Source organism: Pedobacter sp. L105 (assembly GCF_009765875.1).
Taxonomy (GTDB): Bacteria; Bacteroidota; Bacteroidia; order Sphingobacteriales; family Sphingobacteriaceae; genus Pedobacter.
Map to the genome: position 1 here is coordinate 22,445 of NZ_LMUP01000010.1, position 22,117 is coordinate 44,561.

At 38.1% G+C, this 22,117-nt stretch carries 21 protein-coding genes, 1 tRNA gene and 1 other RNA gene; 10 read left to right on the forward strand and 13 right to left on the reverse strand.

Features of this window, described 5'->3' with window-relative positions:
• Positions 1-2: 2 nt before the first annotated feature.
• Genes GSQ84_RS21405 through GSQ84_RS21420 form a run of 4 tightly spaced genes read right to left on the reverse strand, consistent with a single transcriptional unit; the run spans position 3 to position 3,751 of the window.
• Positions 3-1,037 (reverse strand): hypothetical protein, encoded by a 1,035-nt coding sequence (locus GSQ84_RS21405; protein ID WP_158799418.1) that lies wholly within the window; start codon positions 1,035-1,037, stop codon positions 3-5.
• Positions 1,038-1,048: 11 nt separating this feature from the next.
• On the reverse strand, positions 1,049-2,095 hold the full coding sequence (locus tag GSQ84_RS21410) for a GTPase-associated system all-helical protein GASH (RefSeq protein WP_158799419.1): 1,047 nt from the start codon (positions 2,093-2,095) through the stop codon (positions 1,049-1,051).
• Between the two features lie 5 nt (positions 2,096-2,100).
• Entirely contained in the window at positions 2,101-3,411 is a 1,311-nt protein-coding gene (locus tag GSQ84_RS21415) for a metallophosphoesterase (protein WP_158799420.1), read from the reverse strand.
• Positions 3,412-3,445: 34 nt separating this feature from the next.
• On the reverse strand, positions 3,446-3,751 hold the full coding sequence (locus tag GSQ84_RS21420) for a polyhydroxyalkanoic acid system family protein (protein WP_158799421.1): 306 nt from the start codon (positions 3,749-3,751) through the stop codon (positions 3,446-3,448).
• A 290-nt stretch (positions 3,752-4,041) separates the two neighbouring features.
• Here GSQ84_RS21420 and GSQ84_RS21425 point away from each other — a divergent pair, with 290 nt between their 5' ends.
• From GSQ84_RS21425 to GSQ84_RS21450, 6 genes are all read left to right on the forward strand, one after another.
• Entirely contained in the window at positions 4,042-5,202 is a 1,161-nt protein-coding gene (locus GSQ84_RS21425; protein ID WP_158799422.1) for a hypothetical protein, read from the forward strand.
• Between the two features lie 58 nt (positions 5,203-5,260).
• Complete coding sequence (locus GSQ84_RS21430) at positions 5,261-5,566, forward strand: helix-turn-helix domain-containing protein (protein ID WP_158799423.1); 306 nt, start codon at positions 5,261-5,263, stop codon at positions 5,564-5,566.
• 499 nt (positions 5,567-6,065) lie between these two features.
• Complete coding sequence (locus GSQ84_RS21435) at positions 6,066-6,326, forward strand: helix-turn-helix domain-containing protein (protein WP_158799424.1); 261 nt, start codon at positions 6,066-6,068, stop codon at positions 6,324-6,326.
• 2 nt (positions 6,327-6,328) lie between these two features.
• The gene (locus GSQ84_RS21440) at positions 6,329-6,643 is read left to right on the forward strand and encodes a hypothetical protein (RefSeq protein WP_158799425.1); all 315 of its coding nucleotides are present in this window, start codon (positions 6,329-6,331) and stop codon (positions 6,641-6,643) included.
• Between the two features lie 12 nt (positions 6,644-6,655).
• Positions 6,656-7,204: a BfmA/BtgA family mobilization protein gene (locus GSQ84_RS21445; RefSeq protein WP_158799426.1), complete on the forward strand. Its 549-nt coding sequence runs from the start codon at positions 6,656-6,658 to the stop codon at positions 7,202-7,204.
• A 3-nt stretch (positions 7,205-7,207) separates the two neighbouring features.
• Positions 7,208-8,203: a DUF5712 family protein gene (locus GSQ84_RS21450; protein WP_158799427.1), complete on the forward strand. Its 996-nt coding sequence runs from the start codon at positions 7,208-7,210 to the stop codon at positions 8,201-8,203.
• Between the two features lie 40 nt (positions 8,204-8,243).
• Here the strand turns inward: GSQ84_RS21450 and GSQ84_RS21455 are convergent, their stop codons facing one another.
• Genes GSQ84_RS21455 through GSQ84_RS21465 form a run of 3 tightly spaced genes read right to left on the reverse strand, consistent with a single transcriptional unit; the run spans position 8,244 to position 10,295 of the window.
• The gene (locus tag GSQ84_RS21455) at positions 8,244-8,621 is read right to left on the reverse strand and encodes a hypothetical protein (protein ID WP_158799428.1); all 378 of its coding nucleotides are present in this window, start codon (positions 8,619-8,621) and stop codon (positions 8,244-8,246) included.
• Between the two features lie 10 nt (positions 8,622-8,631).
• Positions 8,632-9,384, reverse strand: coding sequence for a hypothetical protein (locus tag GSQ84_RS21460; protein ID WP_158799429.1), 753 nt, complete (start codon positions 9,382-9,384; stop codon positions 8,632-8,634).
• Positions 9,385-9,395: 11 nt separating this feature from the next.
• Positions 9,396-10,295: a HEPN domain-containing protein gene (locus GSQ84_RS21465; protein ID WP_158799430.1), complete on the reverse strand. Its 900-nt coding sequence runs from the start codon at positions 10,293-10,295 to the stop codon at positions 9,396-9,398.
• A 384-nt stretch (positions 10,296-10,679) separates the two neighbouring features.
• Between GSQ84_RS21465 and GSQ84_RS21470 the strand changes: the two genes are divergently transcribed.
• Positions 10,680-11,000 carry a hypothetical protein gene (locus GSQ84_RS21470; protein WP_158799431.1) on the forward strand — a complete coding sequence of 107 codons (321 nt, stop codon included), beginning with the start codon at positions 10,680-10,682 and terminating at the stop codon, positions 10,998-11,000.
• Positions 11,001-11,058: 58 nt separating this feature from the next.
• The gene (locus GSQ84_RS21475) at positions 11,059-11,598 is read left to right on the forward strand and encodes a DUF3885 domain-containing protein (protein WP_158799432.1); all 540 of its coding nucleotides are present in this window, start codon (positions 11,059-11,061) and stop codon (positions 11,596-11,598) included.
• 201 nt (positions 11,599-11,799) lie between these two features.
• Here the strand turns inward: GSQ84_RS21475 and GSQ84_RS21480 are convergent, their stop codons facing one another.
• From GSQ84_RS21480 to GSQ84_RS21495, 4 genes are all read right to left on the reverse strand, one after another.
• Positions 11,800-12,504, reverse strand: a complete 705-nt coding sequence (locus tag GSQ84_RS21480; RefSeq protein WP_158799433.1) for a nucleotidyl transferase AbiEii/AbiGii toxin family protein — start codon at positions 12,502-12,504, stop codon at positions 11,800-11,802.
• Positions 12,462-12,962, reverse strand: coding sequence for a hypothetical protein (locus tag GSQ84_RS21485; RefSeq protein ID WP_158799434.1), 501 nt, complete (start codon positions 12,960-12,962; stop codon positions 12,462-12,464). The genes GSQ84_RS21480 and GSQ84_RS21485 overlap by 43 nt, the downstream gene beginning before the upstream one ends.
• A 91-nt stretch (positions 12,963-13,053) precedes the next feature.
• The gene (locus GSQ84_RS21490; protein ID WP_158799435.1) at positions 13,054-14,280 is read right to left on the reverse strand and encodes a site-specific integrase; all 1,227 of its coding nucleotides are present in this window, start codon (positions 14,278-14,280) and stop codon (positions 13,054-13,056) included.
• Between the two features lie 247 nt (positions 14,281-14,527).
• Positions 14,528-14,600, reverse strand: a tRNA-Lys gene (locus tag GSQ84_RS21495).
• Positions 14,601-14,912: 312 nt separating this feature from the next.
• On the opposite strand from GSQ84_RS21495, the gene GSQ84_RS21500 reads away from it, so the two are divergent.
• On the forward strand, positions 14,913-15,410 hold the full coding sequence (locus GSQ84_RS21500; RefSeq protein WP_158799436.1) for an HAD-IIIA family hydrolase: 498 nt from the start codon (positions 14,913-14,915) through the stop codon (positions 15,408-15,410).
• Positions 15,411-15,469: 59 nt separating this feature from the next.
• On the opposite strand, the gene fsa is transcribed toward GSQ84_RS21500, so the two are convergent.
• Positions 15,470-16,144, reverse strand: coding sequence for a fructose-6-phosphate aldolase (gene fsa / locus GSQ84_RS21505; RefSeq protein ID WP_158799437.1), 675 nt, complete (start codon positions 16,142-16,144; stop codon positions 15,470-15,472).
• Positions 16,145-16,246: 102 nt separating this feature from the next.
• Positions 16,247-16,346, reverse strand: an RNA gene (gene ffs / locus GSQ84_RS21510) — signal recognition particle sRNA small type.
• A 1,258-nt stretch (positions 16,347-17,604) separates the two neighbouring features.
• Here ffs and gltB point away from each other — a divergent pair.
• Positions 17,605-22,116, forward strand: a complete 4,512-nt coding sequence (gene gltB, locus GSQ84_RS21515; RefSeq protein WP_158799438.1) for a glutamate synthase large subunit — start codon at positions 17,605-17,607, stop codon at positions 22,114-22,116.
• The last annotated feature ends 1 nt before the right edge of the window (position 22,117 follow it).

Here is a 22,117-nt window from a genome sequence, read left to right on the forward strand (position 1 = left end):
GTTTAATTATTGAATTTATATTGTGAAAATTCTCTTGTCAAATTATTTTCATTAGAAGATGTTTCGTGAAGTGTATTGCCATCTAATATTGATTTTGTAACCCATAATGGAAAAATTTTGTTTATTCCAAAACCAAATGGCAATGTTCCTGATTTTGGTCGGGCTGATACTTCAAAAAAAGTAATGTCATATAATTTTCCAAATTGTGATGAAATATCAGTTTTTAATAAATCTATAAATTGATTATGAATTTTCTGATCTCCCTTATTTTTAAACAAATCCCATCGTGAGAAAATTACTTGGATATGAGTATGAGGTAACAAGGTGCCGCTTTCATTTAGGCTTCTAATAATCCCTAAACCAGAAGTTCTTGCATTTGCTCGTTCTTTTAAAGTGGTTATTCTATCTGAGTCAAAAAACAATGCAAAATGATCAGCTCTTTGGCAAATTATAAATTTTTTAGCATCTTGAGAAGAGTCTTTCAAAGCAATAAACAATTCACCAGAAATATCTGTAAATAACAGATCAATCGTATTATTTACGTCAGTCTGTTGTGCTACTTTTAAGTGCAGAAAAGTTGGTGGCCCTATTGGAGTTCTGTTTGTATCATCATCCAATTTTTCCGAGGCAATTTTGGATGGGTGACTTTTCTCTTCAAAATCTAGTAAAGTTTCAGAACCTGCAAATAAGAAACCTTCAAATGAAGTATTAGTCTGAAATAAGTGCATTAAACTTAAAAGCATAGTGGTTTTGCCAGCATCAGGCAATCCGGCTAATATTACTAATCGGGTTAGAGATGACTTTGAAATTCTATTTACTTCTGTTAAATTTAATGCTTTACCAGAATAGACATCAATAACATTTTTATTAACCTCTATCTTTCCAATCACTACATCCTTATCTTCATCAAACTCAAGTTGTGAATTATTATCAAAGCCTTTAACGTCAGAATAATGTGGGCAATTATCTATTTGCAGATTGTTTATACATTTGCCTGTCATTAAGACTTGACATCCCTCTTCGTTACAAATGGCCATTATGTTTGTAATTAAAATTCATATAAGAGGGTTTCATTTAAAAATTGTAATGACATCTCTAAAGCAGAACATTTATATTCTGAACTAATAGATGTTTGTTTTATAAATATAGCAGTCCATGCTTCATTTCCACCAGATTCAATGGCCTTTGAGTATGCAAAGTACAATGGACTTAGGTTACCATAAATATCAGTGCTTTTTTCTTCTACTACCGATGTTAAATTTTTAAATACAATATCTATGGCATTTTTTATTGAAAATTCACTAGGAAGATTAGTAATCTTAGATAAAATCTTATTTAAAAAACTCTCAGCGTTGTTAGGTTGTGGTAGGCTGATAAAAAGCTTCCCTAATTCTAATGCTAAAACAAATGGAGCTTGTTCAGGAATTAATTCGGCTACCGCAACATTTTTGATTTTGCTAAATTCTCTAAACAACCACCAATGGATATTTGATTCCTCTTCAAGAGTTTTTAATCTAGTAGAATATTCGTGGCGTTGTTTTTCTATGTTTGTTGCCATACTCTTTAAATAAACTGCTTGACTTCTTATGTGAGCTGTTAACGTTTCTAAACTTTGGGGATCTTCACCTAGTATTTGATATTTTAGTATAGCAGGAGTGTAATTAGATGGTTCTCGTACCGATTCTGCACGTTGATTTAAATAATCAATGGCACTTTGAACTATATCAATATTCAATATTGAATTCTTTTCAACTCCGAATATACCTAACTTTAAAGCTGTTGCAATTTTTAAACTGTTTATTGTATTCTTTGAAATAGCCTCGGAAATTATTGCACCTGCTATTACTCTGTTTTCTAAAGAACCATTATCTTCTATAAACATTCCATCGGAAGAGCTAATTGCTAAAAAAAGTTCTTTATTGAATTCCCGATTTTTGATTGGTTTATCAAGATATAGCCTAATACAATCTAATAAAAATTGTAAGTCTTTTGTTGTGACGATGGTTTCAATTGCTAAAGAACGCTTCTCAAAAGCATCTTCGCCAATTGATTCCACTGTTGCAATACGATACCATTTTGGTAAGTTTAATAACATAAGTTCTATTTAGTAAATGGGTTATGTGATGTAATTCCTGATGCTTTGGCCACTTTTTCCCATAGATCGTGTAACAAGTTTTTATCTGATGCACGTTTAAAATAAGCTTTGGCTTTTTGAACCTCTTCCAAGTCTCTATCTGTGTCATCGATCAAACCTAATTCAACTGCTATTTTTAGTTTGACATGGTATGGCAACCCCAAAAATATATAGGCCAATTTTCGTTTAGGATCTGGTGCATTAATATCAATTACTGGCTCAGCCATTGGAGTGATTATTAGTTCTTTAAGTTCCTCTTTGTTAGGAACTTTTGTTTCGGTAACTTCGTGACTATTTAAATTTAAATTAAATTCTTCAAAAAGACGATCTCCATCTACACAATCCGCTTTGAATTTTCTTTTTTCTTTATCCCAAACTCGTTCAAATAGCTTAATGTTTAAAGTGGGATTCTGTGTTATTAATGGAATAGTCAATTCTATTATATTATATCGCGGTTCCCAACCCGATTCACGCCTAGAAGGTTGCATAGCACCAGCCGACAAAATTAAACAATCATTAACTAATTCTGTCGAGAATGAATGTTTATGACCGAACAAGTGCAATCTTACCCGGGATTTAAAATCTATTTGTGCTTCTTCTCCGTCATACAACCATTGAGGGGGGTGATGACAAAGAACAACGTTAATGACCCCTTCTTTTCTAACAAAATTACTTTGAGTAGATCCAAGGATTAATTTCGAGGTATTTTCATCGTCACTTTCGTCAGAGACAAATGCAGAGTTCACACCACGTATTCTTAAAATTGAATTGTCGATATTAAATTCTTTTTCCCAGAATAGTACATTATCCGATTGGGGAATAGATCCATATTTCTGAGCAAATGTATTATAGTTGGTGAGTGGGCTTAATAATGTTTTTGCTGACTCTGGATTAGTAATGTACTCCCATATTTTACTGTCTATGTCGACCCTTTTTCTTAGCTTCTTAAATTGCTGATGAACATCTTTAACCATGACAGATACTTTTTCTCTATCCACATCATGGTTACCTGGGACTGTAAGGACATTTTCTTCTTCACAGCCAGTTATACTGCAAATTTTCTTTATCCACCGGTCAGCGATTTTATACTCTTCTTCTTTACCTGAGAATGCAATATCGCCACCAATTAAAATTATATCAATTTTGCCATATTTAGCTTTCAGATCTTTCAAATCAAATTCTACCTCGCTTTGAATATCCTTGTCTAAGTCTAAGTATTGGTGCTTATCAAAGCATTTAAAATGTATGTCGGAGATATGAAGTAATTTGAGACCCATTTGAGGCGTTAATTTGCTATTTTGATGATAGTTATTATTTTTTCAGAAGTTCTAGCCCATTATCAGTTACAATCTTTTCGATTTTAGCTTTAAAAAGTATAAATGCAAATGGAATCTTACTAGTTATGATGACAAGGTTATTTTCCACAGTTAAGTTGCCGCTAATTTCGGTCTTTGCAATCTTAAATTTGAAATTACCATTACTACCTGTCCATGCGGATTCAAATCCTGATATTTCTGTTTGATATTTTTTTGGTACACTTGAAAAGAACATCTTTATTCTCTCTAACGCACTTTTTTGGCCAAGTTCGTGATTCAATTTAATTTCTACTAGCCTCATTGATAGTTTCCTCTCTTTTATCTCTGATTACTTAATACCATGTAATCATATTCAGCAATGTATATTATTTGGTCTTGCCGTAAACTTACACAAAAAAATATAAATGTTCATCCGCACGTTTATGATGTTTGAAAATCAAAGTTTAAATACAGAACGATAATCATCATGTTATTCTAAATTTGAAGTAGGCCTGCGATCGATTATTTCAACTATGAGGTGTCTATATTTCCTTTTACAGATTTGATGCCCGAGTTATTTTAGTTAGTTTTGAATATTCACTTAAAAAGCCTATGTTTTTCCATCATCTTAAAAACTTCAGTCCTTATTCGGGGCATATTTATGATGATATGAAAGTGCCTTTTATTCATAAGAAATCAGGTGATCTAGGCAGAAAAGACAGCCGTTTCGACCTGATCGATAAGCTGGGCTACTTTCCTTTTAAGGAATTAATAAGAAACGGCAATGCTTACTTTATCAGCGATACAGACCTGTTCGAGTTTTTGAACATGAACGAAAGCACCGTTAATGAATATACTTCTGAGTATTACGTTACATGGGATTTGGATCAAAAGCAAATCTTTGAGGATCGTTTTTTAAATGGCTACAATGAGGGTATCAAAACATTCGAGGTCAATTTGGGCGTATCGTATCCGTCTCTCCCGCATGAGCCAAAGATACAATACCTGAACGTCTTTTGCTTGCACTGCCTTGATTTTCTCTATTTTGACGGTGACCTCGATCAGAATTTATTCTATAATTTGGGCTATCTGCAAGCCAGTCTATTTAGAGGCTTTATTGAAATCAATAATCTGGGTAGCACTGTACCAGGAGGAAGTCCTGGATTACGCCTGCATTTTGACAGTTATATAAAGGTATTAGAGGTTTCAAAAGCTAAAGAGAAGGAAAAAATACCGGAAAGTAACAGTAGTCTAATAGAACAAATGGATGAATCACAAGAAACTAAAGCAGATAATTTAATCCGCACAGAGCTGATGTGTGATCTGGAAGAAGTTAAGGCACTATGGCTGGTCATCACCGCACCAATAAATACCAGTAGAGGTATACAGGAAGCTGCTTTAAGTGGTACAGAGTTAGCTGATTTCTTAGGTTCTGCATTTAGTTCAAAGGCATTTCCAGAAAACTTTAAGCTTCCAAAAACTCGTTTTTTTAAACGTACATCAAGGGGCGATATGCGCAACGTATTGAATGCATTGATGTACAGTACCTATAATTTGAACCACGAATATAATCGCAGTGCAAACTTGATCGAATATGCTACTATCTTAAAACAGCATTTTCCGGTATTTTCTGGTTCCGAAGCAGAAAGTATCAAAAGCGTCATGTCTACCCATACCCAAAAAGGAATGGAGATACTGAATGACAGTAAATTTGTTAACCCTCATATCGAAGAAATGACTCGCATACTTAAAAAACATAAATTATTACATTAATGTCATTACGGTTCTATCTGTTTTTTAGCCATTTCTTTGCCTTCATAAATGAAAAGTTATGGAGAAAGAGAAAATCCTATTTACAGCATTAACGACCGAAGAACTTTCCGGCCTCATGGAAAAGTCTGTTAGGAATGTTATGGGTGACTATGATATTAGAATGCCTGAAACAGACCAGTTGCTTAATGCCCGACAAGCAGCCAAGTTAATCAATTACAGAAGGCCTACTTTATACGGCCTTGTCAGACAGAACAAAATACCTTATTCAAAGATGGCAGGTAAACTGCTGTTTTCTCGAAAGAAGTTGCTGGATTGGGTAGAAAACAAACATGCACCTTCCAAAGAAAACCCACCACCAGCATAATCAGGTATCTGTATAGCTCTATATCGGTATAGGAAGTTAATAGTAGATACAGTACCAGATATAACATCACTAACAAGCCGCCTATCTAGCTACGCAATTGGCTATATATCCATATAACTCTGTGAGTATACAAAGTATATCGGTATAACCAGCAACAATGAGTTTATGTATATCAAAAACGATGGGCACAGCCATTTAATTCAGGATAGTTAATTGGGCTCGTGGTCTTTATCGGAGGACGGTTATAGCGGTAGAAAGGCGGTTTATGCAGTCAGTCCCCTTTTTCGGGGACTGAGCAAGCGGAAGTTGGGCAGTGGCCCTACTTGCTTGCCCTGTGCTATCGCTACAGGGGTTTCAAGTATCCTCCGGGGATACTTGTGGGCTTTGTAAGCCCTTGGGAGGCCATATCTGGTATACTGACGGGTATACCAGATATGTAGATATATAACATCATCAATATGAATCAATTAAAGGACGAAATATATTAAGGAGAACAATTATGAAAATGGACATTATCACTTTGGAAGATTTAAAGCAGTTCAAGATGGACTTTTTAGAAGAAATGAAAACTGTCATCGGACAGGGAAAACAGAACGAGACTACCGACTGGTTAAGAAGCGCAGCGGTCAGAAAGATGCTGAACATATCACCCGGAACATTACAAAACCTACGGGTCAACGGTACGCTACCATTCCGAAAGATCGGCGGTACGATGTTCTACAGCAAAGCAGAGATTGAAAAATTATTGAAAGGAAAATAAAGATGAGAAATTACAAGCATATACAGGAACATGCCCTTAGCGGTTACTTTGAACGGGTAGCTTTAGAAGACCGTTTCTATTCGAGCCATATCAGCCTGCTGATGGCCTTGTTTTATTACAGCGACAGTGATGCGCCGGAAATGTCATTTCAGGTGAGCAGGCCAAAGTTAATGCGGTTCTCCCGTATCAGGTCAATAGCCACCTACCACAAGAATATCAAAGACCTAATGGACTATGGATATATTGAATATATCCCTTCATGGCATCCCCAAAGGGGCAGTCAGGTCAGGTTAATTGTTAAAACAGAGAAAAGGTAAACACGGCAGAAAATGAAAGATGTCAATATCAAATCGGTGCGCTACCCGGTAGCCACCGATCAAAAACTGGAAACACTTGCTTTAAAATTAGGCAGGACGAAAAAACTGGTCATTGTACAGCTAGTAGATTATTTCTATCGGAGCAAGAAAGACCCTTTGGACTTCAATGATGAGCTACTCAAAAAAGAGCTGGTCAATGGAAATAACAGGATTATTGCTTTCATCAAGAAACAGGAAAGTGATTTCCTGTTTCCCATCTTTACCACCACTGGAGAATTGATCACCATTGCAAAACAACATACGACCCACTTTAAAACCATATCGGGGCATCTGGTCGAAGAAGCAAAAAAGACCGCTCTGGTTTCGTCACATGTGGGGAGTATTGAAAAAAGCATGACCAAAATACTCACCCAAATGGAGGAAAAAGCGGTATTAAAATCAAGCTTTAAAAAGATACTCGAATACTACATCAATCAGAGGGAAACTTTAGGCTGGCCTACATCCAATGTAAAAAAGGAAGAGCTACAAACCCATGTCAGGCAATCACTCCAAAACTTATAGCTTATGTTTATCAATATCACCGCATCGGAAACAGGAAATAACAAAGGCAGCAGCGGGGCGTTGGTCAACTATCTGGAAAAAGAGAACCGTTTACCCATTGAAAAAGGCCGGGATTTAGGGCAGGAAAATTGGTTTAATGGTACAGGTAAGGAAATTACCAGGCAGGAAGTCAGAATGAAGATTGACCGCAACATTGCCAAGCTTGGCCGTAACGATAGTAAGTTTTTTCTCATTAATATTAGCCCCAGCCAAAAGGAACTTGCACACCTGTACCAGACCTACGGCGAGCAGGGCGTAAAGGAAAAGCTAAAAGAATATGCCGTGAAGGTCATGGATGAATATGCCAAAAACTTTAAAAGACCGGGTATTGACAGCAATAAAGACCTGCTTTGGTATGCCAAGCATGAGAATTATCGCTATTATCAGCATACCGACAAGGAAGTGAAGGACAGAACCAAGCAGAAAGGGGAACGCAAAGAGGGACGACAGGATCACATCCAGATCATTGTTAGCCGTAAAGACATCAGCAATACCATTAAGCTCAGTCCGCAGAATACCTCTAAAGGAAAGAACAAGGAACATTCTGCAAAATTGGGTGAGTTTAACCGCACTGCTTTTAAACAATCCGGCGAAAATCTGTTTGATACGTTCTTTGATTTTGACAGGGGGCTGAAAGATACCTTAACCTATGCCAATACCATGAAAAATGGGACAAACGAACAAAAAGCGCAAATGCAGAGTTTAGACCGTATTCAAAACCATCAGTCTAAATCCCCTGAAATTCTTAAAGACCTGAGCATAGGTATAACGGAAGGACTATTTGGTAGTATCGGGGAAATGATCGGCACGGCAGGTAAATTCGGTGCCGATTTACTCAGCATCCTGATGGAGCCTGTATATGTTGCACCACAGCCAGACCCTGAAGAACCGATCAGGAGGCGAAAAAAGAAAAATGGTCAGGAACCAGATCAGGATCAAAGTCAAGGTGTAAGACGATGAATGCTCACCTGAAATTACTTCGTATACCTTAAACAGATAATTATAAGTTATCGGTAATGTACTTTGTACGCTCTGCTAAAACTGCTTTTAGCCATTGCCGCATAATATTCCTTCCAGTGGCTAAAGAGGTTTCGCACGTGGATGATTGCGCATCGAAATTATACTTCATCGCTTGGTTAAAGGCCGTCAAAAAACGGTCTTCCAGTTTTCTGTCCACATTGTAGTGGGATAATTCTGTTTCTACAAAGTGAAGAAAAAATAAGGTGCCCCATCGGTTACTGTTACTTGGATCGCTATAGTATTCAGGCAGGGATACCTGATCAATGAAGGTTTGAATAAAATATTCCGGCTGAATCTGATAGATCGCACAAAGGGTTTCAAAATCTTCTGACAGTGTTAAATGAATTGTTGTTTCCATAGGTGTAGGTTTAGTTTGGGTTCATTGTTTGATAATGTATTACATAAAAATCTCTTAAGGTATCCGCTCTTTTTTGCAGGTCACGGATAATGTAAACTTCCAAGCGGAGTTCTTCCATCCGCTCATAGAAATCAAGCTCCCAGTCCAGTAGCTCAATCCTGATATTTGAACTTCGGCCAAAGCCATTGGCGATTAGGAAGAAAAAAGAATAAATAAAATTGGTGTAGCCTTTTATCCTGTCACAGGCATGCGCATCGGCTACAGAAATATAACCCATAAAATATTCAAGAAACTCTTTTGGGTAACAATCATATAACTCACAAAGGACACAAAAATCCTTGCTCAATTTCAGAGTAGTGTATTCATCGAGGTAGAGTATATCTGACGGGGCATGCAGCCTCTCCATGGCATTAAAGATGTTCTCGACAAAATAGCGGGTGTAATTGCGTTTGGTGGCAGTTTTCCAGCCTCTTTTTTTCAAACGGACAAGAATTTCAATTTGATGGATACTCCTAAAGAATAACTCCTTACATTTTTTCATTGCTGAACTCCTAATACGGGTTTGTCCCTTTTTTTTGATACAGAAAATCAGGGAATGAGAAGCCTCTGTAAATCCCTGATGATAATCAGGATTCATAAAATCATAGACCGTAACATGATCAATAAAAATCTGCAATACTTCAGCGACATCAATTTTATATAGGCTACAGGCCACCTTAAATTCCAAGGGAATATTAATCAGTTGATTTTTCTTCTTTCTCATCGCCATTCACTTTATAAATCTGTTTTGACTTCAATTTCACCTTTGAGTTCTTTATACAATAGGGCTTCATGTTCCAATTCTTCAATTTTGGCACCGCACATTTCTTTAACCAAAGTGACGAAAGAGGAGGCACGGTGATATAAACTTTGGGCATCTTGGGCTGTAACAGAGAACCCATTTCCATAACGGGAGCCGGAGTAGCTTTTCATCAGCAGGTTGAACAGCCTTTCATCTTCGGTACTTCCCGATAAAAAGGCTTGGATTGGTTTTTCAGAAAAGGAATTACACAAGCGTAACATCCTTAACAAATTGTGTATTTCAGATCGGTAAGCCAGATGTACCCTCAGCAGCAGGATACAACATTGTTCCACCACTTGGTGCAACAGGAAAGTGGAAACTTTATAATCCTGCTTGGCAAGGCATTCGCCAGCACCCCGCAAAAAACCTTCTGCCAGTGGCATCCGCTGGTCAAAGTGTTTTTGTGCTTTGAAGGCAGATTGAATCGGGATAAGCTTCCCGGTAAAATCAAAGTGGCTCATCCCATCATGGCTGTATAAAAGCTGTCCAGTAGTATAAACGGTTATAAAAAACCTGTTATTGGCTTTAATTGCCTCTAAGATCGAATCCCGGCCATGACACAAAATAGTAATCTCTCCATGCCGATAATGGAAATTAACGTATTCCTGCACCTCATGATCAATGCGGGTGTTGGTTGCGGTGACTAGGAGTAAACAATAATTGCAGTTGTAGGTCTGGTGCTGATCTTTGAAACAGCCCGAGGTTTCCGATGCTAGGTTTGTTTTTGAAAAGCAGAAAATCTGTAACGGTTTAAACTTATCTACCAGGCGTTGAATAAAGGTTTTAAAATAGATTGCCTGCTGTTCTGTGGCTGAAAGAATGTGCGTTTCCATATATTCTCATTTTAGTTGGTTACACTATTATGAGTCATAATAAGCAAGTTGACGACAAAAAAATAAGGCGTGAAACCCACTTACCGTCTTAGAGGCCCTGAGAAGCCTTGGATACGGAAAGCAGGCTCACGCCTATGACGTGAGCACTACACTTACCTCTCGTATCCAGTTGAAATTTCTCAGGTTTCTAAGACGAGACTCGAAGTGCGAATGCTTCAATATTTTAATGAAGTAAACGCTAAAAATAATTTTTAATCTATCATTATCCAAACTTACGAATACAGCAATACAAAAACAAACTAAAAGTATTTTTTAAATTACTAATAGTTCTTTTTAAACGATGAATAATATCCAATTAACGACTTTAGTTTCAAACTCTAGAATATGGCTAATTGGAAGCATATTAATACTGATCCGGAAAAAGATCTTTTATCAATAGGTGCATTATTTGAAACTGGCAAAATCAAAAAGATGTATGATATTGCAGAATTATACCCAACCAAGATTATTAAACTACTTGGAATTAATTCGGAACGTTACTCTGTGAAATTAGCAAATCCTGAAAAATTCATGGTATCAGAAATTCTCAGAATGGCCTATATATTAAATGTAGATCCTAACTTAATATTCAATGTTATACAGGCTGAAACTGAAAAGACGATAATAAATAAGGTAGCTCAACACAAAAATAAACATGCAAAATAATCAGCATATAGCTTGTTATTTCGATGAATAGGTGATCATCGTACATAAGTAGATATCAATGATAGACAGTGTAATTAACTTTGAGGACTTATTTATTCAAAAATTTGGGGACATTGATAGAACTTCCTTAAGTTCATTAGGTATAAATAAATTAAGATTTGAACTTGGTGGAGAGGAAGAAGATTTAACTAGAATCAATCAGGCAACAGAAAGAAGTAATCTTATACTAAGATATTGTTTTGGCGATTTACCAATATGGTTACGGATCATTTTATGGCAAAAAGACGAAGAGTCAAGCTCCGAAAGTATTAGATTAGTTTTAGGAAAGGCCGATTTGGTTCTTAGAGATCAAAAAGAGGAGGAGGTTTTGTATTTACATTTCAAAAAATATTTACAATCACAAATTTCACCAATTGCTACTTCCATAATTAATTACGAGATGGCAGAGGAACCATCTTCTAACATTACATGCTACTTCGTGAATTTTGAAAGAAGTATAGTAATAAATATATATGATGATAGGGGAATGGATGTCTATGCAGCTAGTAGAAAGTTTAGCGAAGATCTATCCAGTAAATTTCATGATTGGCTAATCTGATACAGTATCTTGAACTAAGTTAAAAAAGGGCAAATGAGATGGTAAGCTGAGTAAGACTATTTTCTCCCCCTCCCCACATTTACGGCCTACGGAACCCCATTGCGCCATTCCATCCCGCATGTTCCCGTTTTGGGCTTCTACGGAGTGGTAGCCATTAGTTTCTGGCTGATCGGTCTGGACAGTACGAACCTAGAGGAACGCTTAACGTCGCAAGCCTTTGCCACGATCCTTATCAGGGGTATTTTTTGTTTCTTTCAATTTATCAAACAGATCCCGGCTTTCTTGCAAACTGTTGTAGTCCATTACAGCTTTTGAAATGCTCTTTTGCACATCCAGCCATTTTAACTTCCCGTCTGTTAACAGCACTGGAACAGTTAGATCAACATCATTATGATATAATAGGGAGGATTTAGCCACGTTTGGATTAACGTCAGGATATTTGCTGCAATAGTAATTCATTATATCAGCTAAAGGCATTTCCTTAAGTAAGTAATGTATATCAATGAAGTCTTTGATCCTTTGCCCGCTATTCACTATGGCATTGATTTTCATGGCTGCAATATCCTCGTTAGACATCATCCTTATACCTTCGATGGTTTCAATGGGTTTTATAGAAGGGTATTTGTGCGAAATGAAATCGAAATCAACCTTACCAATACTACCACTGGTGTAATTGCTTTTTTGCCCTTTGACCAGAGCATTATAGTTCTGCTGTAAGTGGTGGGCTAATTGAACTCCATCAAAATCTGAGGAAGTGAACAGGTCAATGTCTATGGATTCCCTGTGTCCGATCCTTAAGGATAGCGCAGTTCCCCCAACAAGATAAAACGAATTAAGCTGCTGATCTTTCATCAGCTGATGAATTAAATCCAGTGTCCCTGGTTTAACTGTTTCTTTGTATAACATTTGAGCTTTTCTTTAGTCAACTGGAAATACTCGCAAACGGCTTCCATTGTCATGTCGGAAAGATAGGTAATATCGTTTTCAAGGGCATCAATTACATTTTCCCTTCCATAAAACTTGATCATTTCTTCCCACTCTTCGGAACTGCCTTTATCAAGCACTCTTTCTATAATGGTTTTATAACTTCTGTTCCAATCCAATTTATTGAAGTCAAAATCCCAGAACAATACTTCCGGAAGATTTGGTCTTCTCACTTGCTTGATCAACGGTTGTCGCTCAATCTTGATCTCGTCATTTTCAAACGGGATTTTCTTTTTAGACAAGTAGTTGTTTAATGTATGATAGTTATAAGTAGGGTAGCTATCGCAAAATCCTTTCAAGCTGGAAAAGACATCAATGTCTATTCCAGCGAATCTTTTCCAGTGTATAACAACAACTCTTTTATTGATCTCTTTTAACATTAAACGAAATTAACCAAAATAGAAAGAAATGCCTAATATTTTTAAATATTTGTCAATTATAGGTGAATATTGATTTTATTGTTTCTTAATTTCAAGAAGCTACATTGATAAACTGTTCCATCAATGGAGCCATGTCTTTACCTACTTTTTCATCCAGCATTTTGGCATATAACTGAGTTGTACGAATATTAGTATGTCCCATCATCTTGGAAACACTTTCGATTGGTACCCCATTCAATAGGGTTACGGTTGTGGCAAAGGTGCGTTTTGCTATCCGGTTGCCCAATACTTTGGGAACGTTAGAAAGGACGGCAATTTCTGCCAAGTATTCGTTCATCTTTTGATTACTGGAAACTGGTAAAGCTCTGTCGTGGTTGATACAGAACGGATGATCTTTATACCTATCCAGAATATCTCTGGCAACTGGTAAAAGGGGAACGGCCACTCGAGTACCCGTTTTTTTTCTATAACCAAAGAGCCATTTTTCCCCATCGTTCCCTATACGTATATCTGATAGTTTTAACTTTTGTACATCTGCATAAGATAAACCGGTGTAACAACTGAATAGGAAAAAGTCCCGCACTTGTGATAGTCTTGCAGTGGTAAAGATTTTATTTGCAATACATTGCAACTCTTCTTTGGTGAGGTATTCCCGGTGTACAAGTTTTGATTTTAGCTTGTAGCCAAAGAATGGATCACTATTGATCCACTTATTTTTCATGCAGATACGGACAATTTTACCCAAATTTTTAAGGTGCTTGCTTGCGGTGTTTGTTCCGTTATCCTTTGAGGTATGGAGGTAGAAATCAAAACCGTCTATAAAATCATGGTCAACATTCCTGATGTTAAGGTCTGTTTTCTGATATTTAAACAAAAGGTAATCTTTAACATGCCTTTCCAGTACCTCAAATCTTTTTAGCGTTCCTTCGGCATAATCTTCCTTTCCTACCAATGCTTCCATGTTTTTATTATGGATTTTAATGGCTTCACAAATGGTATGCGATTTTTCAGCTTTGCCGAGATACTTACATTTAACATTTTCGGTAGTTATTTCTTCATCTTGTAAACATAGTGAGGTATAAGCAGCATTAAGACCTGCTTTGATCTTATCCAGGTAGGCATTGAAAATTTTGGTTTCTTCTTTTATGCCCCGCATGTGTCCGGTTTTTGAGTTCCAAAGTTCCGGTTCACATTCCCTGCCAGCGGAAAGTTCAGCACGTTTTCCATCAACAGTGATCCTTAAATAAATAGGGGCGGCACCAGTAGTGTAATCTTTTGGCTTTTTCAGATAAAAAAGCAAACTGAAAGTCGTTTTCATAATGACTGATTTAAGGTTAAACAAAGTTAGCCTTGCAGTCTAAAGGTATCAAGTCGTTCAATGGGTGAACTTTCTATAAATCAGAAAGTTACATTGATTTTGGTGAGTACATAATCCCAAATTTTACTCACCTAATTACTCACCTTTTATTTGTGATTAAATGAATATTTTGGGCTTTTCCGGTAAACGAAAAAGCTTGCAATCATTTGATTTGCAAGCTTTTACGTAGTTTTGATACTATTCTCTGTGATCCCGCTGGGATTCGAACCCAGGACCACTACATTAAAAGTGTAATGCTCTACCAGCTGAGCTACGGAATCATTATTCTTTGTAGAACAATACTCTAATCGTTTCCTTTTAAAGTGATGCAAATATAGGAGTACCATATCTATACTCCAAATAAAAATGCGGTGTAACTTATATACCGCTGATTCTAAGCCTGATTAATTACATTTTAAGTTAAATAAACGTTAAATCCGTCTAAAAAACCGCATTTTTTACCGCTAAACCCACATAATCATTTCTCCATTTCATCATGTTCTTCCCAGAAAAGTCAAATCCTGACGATTAATTTTCACAATCTTGCTTCGCTTCGAATTATATTTTGATCTTTAGGCCACAAATCCAAAACAATGAACAAAGCTATTTTTTTAGACCGTGATGGGGTGCTCAACCACGAGATTTATGATTATATCACCAAAATCGAAGATTTCGAAGTACTGGAATATCAAATCCCTCCATTAAAGAAATTATTCGATGAAGGTTACCTGCTGGTAGTGATTACAAACCAGGGAGGGATCGCTTTAAAGCGTTATACCGAAGATACGTTGGCAGACATGCACGAAATACTGTTTAATAAATTTGAAGAGCAGGGAGCGGAGATTATTCATGCTTACTATTGCCCGCATCATCCAACAGTGTCTGGTGAATGCGAATGCAGAAAACCAAAACCAGGGATGTTATTGGAAGCAATTGCTGAATATGATATTGATCCTTCCTTATCAGTGATGATTGGTGATAAGCCCAGGGATGTAGAAGCTGCGAACGGGGCAGGAGTGAAGGGGATCTTAATCGCACCTGATGAGCAGATCGACTATGAAAAAGTGAAAGCGGTATTGGCCGGAGCTTAACCTGATCAAATAAAAAACCCCGATCTGAAATTCAGACCGGGGTTTTAAAAAAAAATTAATTATGCTTTTGCTGCAGCTGCGTCAGCTGCTTTTTTATGGTCAGCAAGGAAAGTAGCCAAACCGCTATCAGTTAATGGGTGTTTTAATAAACCTAAGATAGCTGATAAAGGACCAGTCATTACGTCTGCACCTAATTTAGCGCAACCGATAATGTGCAATGGACCTCTGATAGAAGCGGCAAGGATTTCAGTTGGATAACCGTAGTTATCAAAAATCAAACGAATTTCTTCAATTAATGATAAACCTTCAGTACCTATATCATCTAAACGACCTAAGAAAGGAGATACATAAGTAGCACCTGCTTTTGCAGCCAATAAAGCTTGTCCTGAAGAGAAGATCAGTGTACAGTTAGTTCTGATACCTTTTGAAGAGAAATATTTGATTGCTTTAACACCGTCTTTGATCATTGGAACTTTAACAACGATTTTCGGATCAAGTGCAGCTAATGCCAAACCTTCTTTAATGATATTTTCGTAGTCGGTAGAGATAACTTCAGCACTTACTTTATCATCAACAATAGCACAGATTGCTTTGTAATGGTTGATAACGTTTTGTTCGCCGGTGATACCTTCTTTAGCCATAAGGCTGGGATTGGTGGTTACACCATCTAAGATACCAAGGTCCTGCGCCTCTTTAATTTGATCAAGGTTAGCCGTGTCAATGAAAAATTTCATGATTATATAATTTAAGGAAAAATACTCTGCGGATAGAATCGGCGTATACTTTGAACGGAAGATTGTGCAATGAAAGCATAGTCAATCTGAAAAAAAATAAAAAATGGGCAAGCAACCTTTATCGCACCGCTACAACCTTCTACCCTTGCTTCGTTCCCGCCCTGGGGGAGTTCAAAGGGAGCTGATCGTAAAGGACTTGCCCACTGCAAATGTAGCAAAAGAGTTCAGTCTACAAAAGCCTAAACAACTATTTTTAGCGGTTTTTTGCGCTTTAAATGATAATGGATTGAAATTTAGCTCTTTGGAGTTCAATAAAAATGAACATTTTTTATTTTTTACCCGGTAAAAATTTCAAATTGACACAACTTTGAGATGGTTTTGACTTCGGTTTGGGTTGGTAGGGGATTGGTAGGGTGTTGGTAGGGTGTTGGTTCGGGGTTGGTTCGGGTAAGAGCCGAACCAACCCCCTAAAATAGCCGAAAGAACAACGTCCGAAAGCAAACCTATGTATGAACTAAATATAACGAAACCGAAAATGGATTTTCAAAATATATTCATTGATTCTGGAAGGGTGCTTGCTTTGTTTGAGTCCACAGAGAGTCCGTATGAGTACGTTGAAAGTCCACACTGCTCAGCTAGTTAAATTGGGCGGACTTTTAGCGGAGGGAAAAGGGAGTCATTGTGGAGTAGATCAAAGCATGGTCAAACCCGTCCCCGGGCAAGCCGTTAACAATTGCATAATTTATAGATGGACCTTCAAGTTAACTTTATTCAATAAATTCATGATTTATTTATGCAACTTTTCTAACCCAATGATGATTTAAACAAGAACTTAATCTCATAATGTAAACGAACACTGGTAAAAAACAATTTGTAAAACCTAATCAGTAATTTTCTTTTTTATAATAGACTAATCAGTGTAGAGCATCTCAAGTCTGTAAACCAATATCCCCAGGACACAGTTCGACTTCAGTTTGATACTAACCCGGGTTTTAAAGGGTGATCAAAGGGGGTTGACATAGTTAAAAGGTATGTCAACCCCCTGTAGAACCTATGTATAGACGCTGATAATATCAAACCAGATTCGAACAACCAAATATTATAATTCTTAAGCCTTCCAGGATAGCCAGTAAGAATAAAAGGTAAAAAAAACAAAATCCCAATAGATTAAAAAATCATTTGATCCATACACTATGATTAATTCGTTACTTATTATATAGGTGGCGTAACATTGCTATTACACCTGAAAATACATTGATAAATAGTGTCATATCCTTGTCTAATCGAAAATCGATCTAAATAATGGTAATATGTTTCTGTTAAATTTCCTACCTTATTTTTACAAATATGTCAAGGTATGTCCTGATTCGTTAATTGATTCTTTATTTTTCATAAAAAAAATATCAACTTAACAATTTCAAAAGTTTTTGATTATCTTAGTCTTTCGAATACATTATTATATGGAACAAATTGAAGAGAATCAGGGCTTATATAATTCAAGCTTTGAACACGATGCCTGCGGTATTGGTTTTGTTGCTCACGTGAAAGGAAGAAAATCCCAGCAAATAATATCCGATGCCATTACTATTTTGGAGAACCTTGACCACAGGGGTGCTGTGGGTGCCGAAATTAATACAGGTGATGGTGCCGGTATTATGATCCAGGTTCCGCACGAATTTTTATACGATGAGTGTCTTAAGATAGGATTTAGCCTGAATCAGTCAGGTGATTATGGAGTAGGTATGTTATTCCTCCCTAAAGACGTTAGACAAAGAGAAGAGTGCAGAGAGATTATTTACCGCGTAGCTGAAAAGCTGAACCTTGAAGTTTTAGGTTTTAGAAAAGTAAATACAGATCCTACGGATATTGGTAATATGGCCCTTTCAGTAGAACCTGAAATGGAACAGGTATTTATTGCCCGCCCAACAAATATTGCCGCTGGTGCTGATTTTGAACGTAAGTTATACGTTTTAAAGAATTACCTGACTAAAACGATTCTGAACACTGTAAAAGGAATTAAAACAGATTTTTATATCGCCTCGTTTTCTTCCCGTACAATTATATATAAAGGTCAGCTGACCTCCATGCAAGTGCGTACCTATTTTACAGAACTCAGCGATAAACGTGTAGTTTCTGCATTTGGACTGGTGCATTCACGTTTTGCAACCAATACTAACCCTTCATGGAGACTGGCGCAGCCTTTCCGTTATATCGCCCACAATGGCGAGATCAACACCCTTCAGGGTAACCTGAACTGGTTCCGTGCAAGTGTACGTTCTTTCGCTTCAACGTATTTCACAGCTGAAGAGTTAAACATGCTGCTGCCATTTATCGATGAAACACAGTCAGATTCCGGCTGTCTGGATAACGTAGTAGAATTATTAATGCATGCAGGCCGCTCATTACCACATGTACTGATGATGCTGATCCCTGAAGCATGGGATGGCAACGATGATATGGATGAACTGAAAAGGGCATTCTATAAATATCATGCTACCTTAATGGAACCATGGGATGGACCTGCAGCAATTGCTTTTACCGACGGTAACATTATCGGCGGTACTTTAGACAGAAATGGACTAAGACCGGCAAGGTATGCAATTACCCAGGATGACCGTGTGATCATGGCTTCAGAATCTGGTGTATTGGCATTGGACCAAAGTCAGATCATTGAAAAAGGAAGGTTAACCCCTGGAAAAATGTTCGTAGTGGACATGGAAGAGGGAAGGATCATCAGTGATGTAGAGATTAAAACTAAAGTATGCAGCAGCCGTCCTTATGGCGACTGGATCAATCAATACCAGATCCGTCTGGAAGAACTATCAGACCCGAGAGTGGTGTTTACAGGTCTTTCTCAGGAATCTATTTTTAAATATCAGCAGGTATTTGGTTATAGCAGGGAAGATATTGACCTGATCTTAAAACCAATGGCTATCGAAGCTAAAGAACCTATTGGCTCTATGGGAACCGATATTCCTTTGGCTGTCCTGTCACAGAAAGCACAGCATTTATCTTCTTACTTTAAACAACTGTTTGCCCAGGTAACCAATCCGCCAATTGACCCGATCAGGGAAAAGGTAGTGATGAGTCTCGCCGGCTTTATGGGTAACAATGGTAACCTGCTGGAAGAAGATGCTATGCACTGTCATTGTGTAGGTATCAAACATCCTATCCTCACTAACCTCGAACTGGAGAAAGTTCGTAGTATTGACACTGGTGTATTCCAGTCGAAAACATTACAAACCTATTTCAGGGCTGATGGTAAACCAGGTTCACTGGCTAAAGGCCTGGAACGTTTATGCCGCTATGCAGTAGATGCTGTGGAAGATGGTTTCCAGGTGATCGTACTTTCAGATCGTGCCCTGGATTCTGAACATGCGGCTATTCCTTCGCTCTTAGCAGTATCTGCAGTGCATCACCATTTGATCCGTAAAGGATATAGAGGTGCAGTGGGTATTGTGGCCGAAGCAGGTGACGTATGGGAAGTTCACCATTTCGCTTGTCTGATTGGCTTTGGTGCTACAGCAATTAACCCTTACCTGGCATTGGAAACTATCACTGGTTTTGATGCGGAAAGTGGTATTAAACAAGAAAAATTAATTCAGAATTATATCTACGCGGTAAACAGCGGATTGCTGAAGATCTTCTCTAAAATGGGAATTTCTACACTGCAATCTTACCATGGTGCACAGATCTTTGAAATATTGGGTATCCACAAAAGTGTGGTCGACAATTATTTCAGTGGTGCAGTATCAAGGATCGGTGGTTTAGGATTGGATGAGATTGCCCGTGAGGCCCTGATTAAACATGGCCGTATGTTTGGTAAAAATACCCGTCCGGATACAATCCTGCCTACAGGTGGTAATTACAAATGGAGAAGAAAAGGGGAGCAGCATTTGTTTAACCCGCAAACGATCCATTTATTACAAAATTCCACCCGTAAGAATGATTTCAATACGTTTAAACAATACAGTAAACTGGTAAACGAACAAACCAGACAAGCCTACACGATCCGCGGATTGTTTGAATTTACCTACGACCGCCCTTCTGTTCCTTTACAGGAAGTAGAACCTGTTGAAAATATATTGAAACGTTTTGCTACAGGAGCGATGTCTTTCGGATCGATCTCCCACGAAGCACACTCTACACTGGCTATCGCGATGAACCGCATCGGCGGAAAAAGTAATACCGGTGAAGGTGGTGAGGATGAACTGCGCTATGAAAAAATGGCGAATGGTGATTCTATGCGTTCTGCGATTAAACAAATTGCTTCTGCACGTTTCGGGGTAACCAGTAATTACCTGACCAACGCAGATGAACTGCAAATTAAAATGGCACAGGGTGCTAAACCAGGTGAAGGTGGTCAGCTGCCAGGCCATAAAGTAGATGAATGGATCGCTAAGGTTCGTCACGCTACAGAAGGCGTAGGTTTGATTTCTCCTCCTCCTCATCATGATATCTATTCGATCGAAGATTTGGCACAGCTGATATTTGACCTGAAAAATGCTAACAGGGCAGCAAGGATTAATGTGAAACTTGTGTCTAAAGCAGGAGTGGGTACCATTGCAGCGGGTGTGGCGAAAGCGCATGCCGATGTGATCCTGGTATCTGGTTTTGACGGTGGTACGGGTGCTTCTCCGCTTACATCTATTCAGCATGCAGGTTTGCCATGGGAATTAGGATTGGCTGAAGCACATCAAACCTTAGTAAGAAACCGCTTAAGAAGCAGGGTTGTCCTGCAAACAGATGGTCAGCTGAAAACAGGAAGAGATATTGCTATCGCTACCTTATTGGGTGCAGAAGAATGGGGTGTGGCTACAGCTGCATTGGTTACTGCGGGATGTATCATGATGAGAAAATGTCATTTGAATACTTGTCCGGTTGGTGTTGCTACCCAGGATCCTGACCTGAGAAAGTTATTTACCGGTGATCCGGACCATGTAGTAAACCTTTTCCATTTCCTGGCTGAGGAATTACGTGAAACGATGGCAGAACTTGGATACAGAACGATAGAAGAAATGGTTGGACAGGCAGGATCGCTGAAAATGCGTGAAACTGATGCGGCCGACTGGAAGCTGAAAAACCTTGATTTCTCTGCCATCCTGTATAAAGCGCCTGATAATGGATTAAGCTTGTACAATACAGAGAAACAGGATCACGGAATTGAACATGTACTGGATCATGAACTGATTAAAACAGCTCAGCCTGCTTTGTTAAACAAAGAGATCGTCTTCAAAGAGTTTGAAGTGAAAAATACCGACCGTGCTATTGGTACCATGCTGTCTAACGAACTGTCTAAAGTATACGGAGGTGCAGGTTTGCCTGCTGATACGATCAACTTTAAATTCCACGGTTCTGCGGGACAAAGTTTTGGTGCTTTTGCAGCAAGAGGTATTTCCCTGGAACTGGAAGGTGAAGGAAATGATTACGTAGGTAAAGGCCTTTCCGGAGCGCGCATTTCAATCTATCCTTTCCGCGAAGTGACTTATGTTCCTGAACAGAATATCCTGATCGGTAATGTTGCCTTATATGGTGCCACTTCCGGTGAGTTGTATGTGAGAGGATTAGCAGGTGAGCGTTTCGCCGTGAGGAACTCTGGTGCAACAGCAGTAGTGGAAGGTTTGGGCGACCATGGTTGTGAATACATGACCGGTGGTGAAGTACTGGTGCTGGGAGATACAGGTAGCAATTTCGCTGCTGGTATGAGCGGTGGAGTAGCCTGGATTTATAACGTGAACGGAGATTTCGCCAGCAAATGTAACAAGGAAATGGTAGATCTTGATCCGCTGAGTGAAGATGATGATGCACGTATCCAGAACTTGCTGACTAAACATATCCAGTTAACCAAGAGCAAGCTGGCTGAGTTTATCTTAAGCGATTGGGCAGCACAGTCCTTACATTTCATCAAAGTATTCCCTAAAGAATACAAAGCAGTTTTATTAAAAAGAAGCACTAAAGTTAAAACATCATAAT

Bases quoted from the DNA above. Each gene is read 5' to 3' on its own strand.
- GSQ84_RS21425 (WP_158799422.1), top strand. From the start codon at position 4,042: ATGTTTTTCCATCATCTTAAAAACTTCAGTCCTTATTCGGGGCATATT.
- GSQ84_RS21440 (WP_158799425.1), top strand. From the start codon at position 6,329: ATGAGAAATTACAAGCATATACAGGAACATGCCCTTAGCGGTTACTTT.
- GSQ84_RS21445 (WP_158799426.1), top strand. From the start codon at position 6,656: ATGAAAGATGTCAATATCAAATCGGTGCGCTACCCGGTAGCCACCGAT.
- GSQ84_RS21475 (WP_158799432.1), top strand. From the start codon at position 11,059: ATGATAGACAGTGTAATTAACTTTGAGGACTTATTTATTCAAAAATTT.
- GSQ84_RS21420 (WP_158799421.1), bottom strand. From the start codon at position 3,751: ATGAGGCTAGTAGAAATTAAATTGAATCACGAACTTGGCCAAAAAAGT.
- GSQ84_RS21490 (WP_158799435.1), bottom strand. From the start codon at position 14,280: ATGAAAACGACTTTCAGTTTGCTTTTTTATCTGAAAAAGCCAAAAGAT.
- GSQ84_RS21485 (WP_158799434.1), bottom strand. From the start codon at position 12,962: ATGTTAAAAGAGATCAATAAAAGAGTTGTTGTTATACACTGGAAAAGA.
- GSQ84_RS21430 (WP_158799423.1), top strand. From the start codon at position 5,261: ATGGAGAAAGAGAAAATCCTATTTACAGCATTAACGACCGAAGAACTT.
- GSQ84_RS21450 (WP_158799427.1), top strand. From the start codon at position 7,208: ATGTTTATCAATATCACCGCATCGGAAACAGGAAATAACAAAGGCAGC.
- GSQ84_RS21465 (WP_158799430.1), bottom strand. From the start codon at position 10,295: ATGGAAACGCACATTCTTTCAGCCACAGAACAGCAGGCAATCTATTTT.
- GSQ84_RS21455 (WP_158799428.1), bottom strand. From the start codon at position 8,621: ATGGAAACAACAATTCATTTAACACTGTCAGAAGATTTTGAAACCCTT.
- GSQ84_RS21500 (WP_158799436.1), top strand. From the start codon at position 14,913: ATGAACAAAGCTATTTTTTTAGACCGTGATGGGGTGCTCAACCACGAG.
- GSQ84_RS21480 (WP_158799433.1), bottom strand. From the start codon at position 12,504: ATGTTATACAAAGAAACAGTTAAACCAGGGACACTGGATTTAATTCAT.
- GSQ84_RS21415 (WP_158799420.1), bottom strand. From the start codon at position 3,411: ATGGGTCTCAAATTACTTCATATCTCCGACATACATTTTAAATGCTTT.
- fsa (WP_158799437.1), bottom strand. From the start codon at position 16,144: ATGAAATTTTTCATTGACACGGCTAACCTTGATCAAATTAAAGAGGCG.
- gltB (WP_158799438.1), top strand. From the start codon at position 17,605: ATGGAACAAATTGAAGAGAATCAGGGCTTATATAATTCAAGCTTTGAA.
- GSQ84_RS21460 (WP_158799429.1), bottom strand. From the start codon at position 9,384: ATGAGAAAGAAGAAAAATCAACTGATTAATATTCCCTTGGAATTTAAG.
- GSQ84_RS21470 (WP_158799431.1), top strand. From the start codon at position 10,680: ATGGCTAATTGGAAGCATATTAATACTGATCCGGAAAAAGATCTTTTA.
- GSQ84_RS21435 (WP_158799424.1), top strand. From the start codon at position 6,066: ATGAAAATGGACATTATCACTTTGGAAGATTTAAAGCAGTTCAAGATG.
- GSQ84_RS21405 (WP_158799418.1), bottom strand. From the start codon at position 1,037: ATGGCCATTTGTAACGAAGAGGGATGTCAAGTCTTAATGACAGGCAAA.
- GSQ84_RS21410 (WP_158799419.1), bottom strand. From the start codon at position 2,095: ATGTTATTAAACTTACCAAAATGGTATCGTATTGCAACAGTGGAATCA.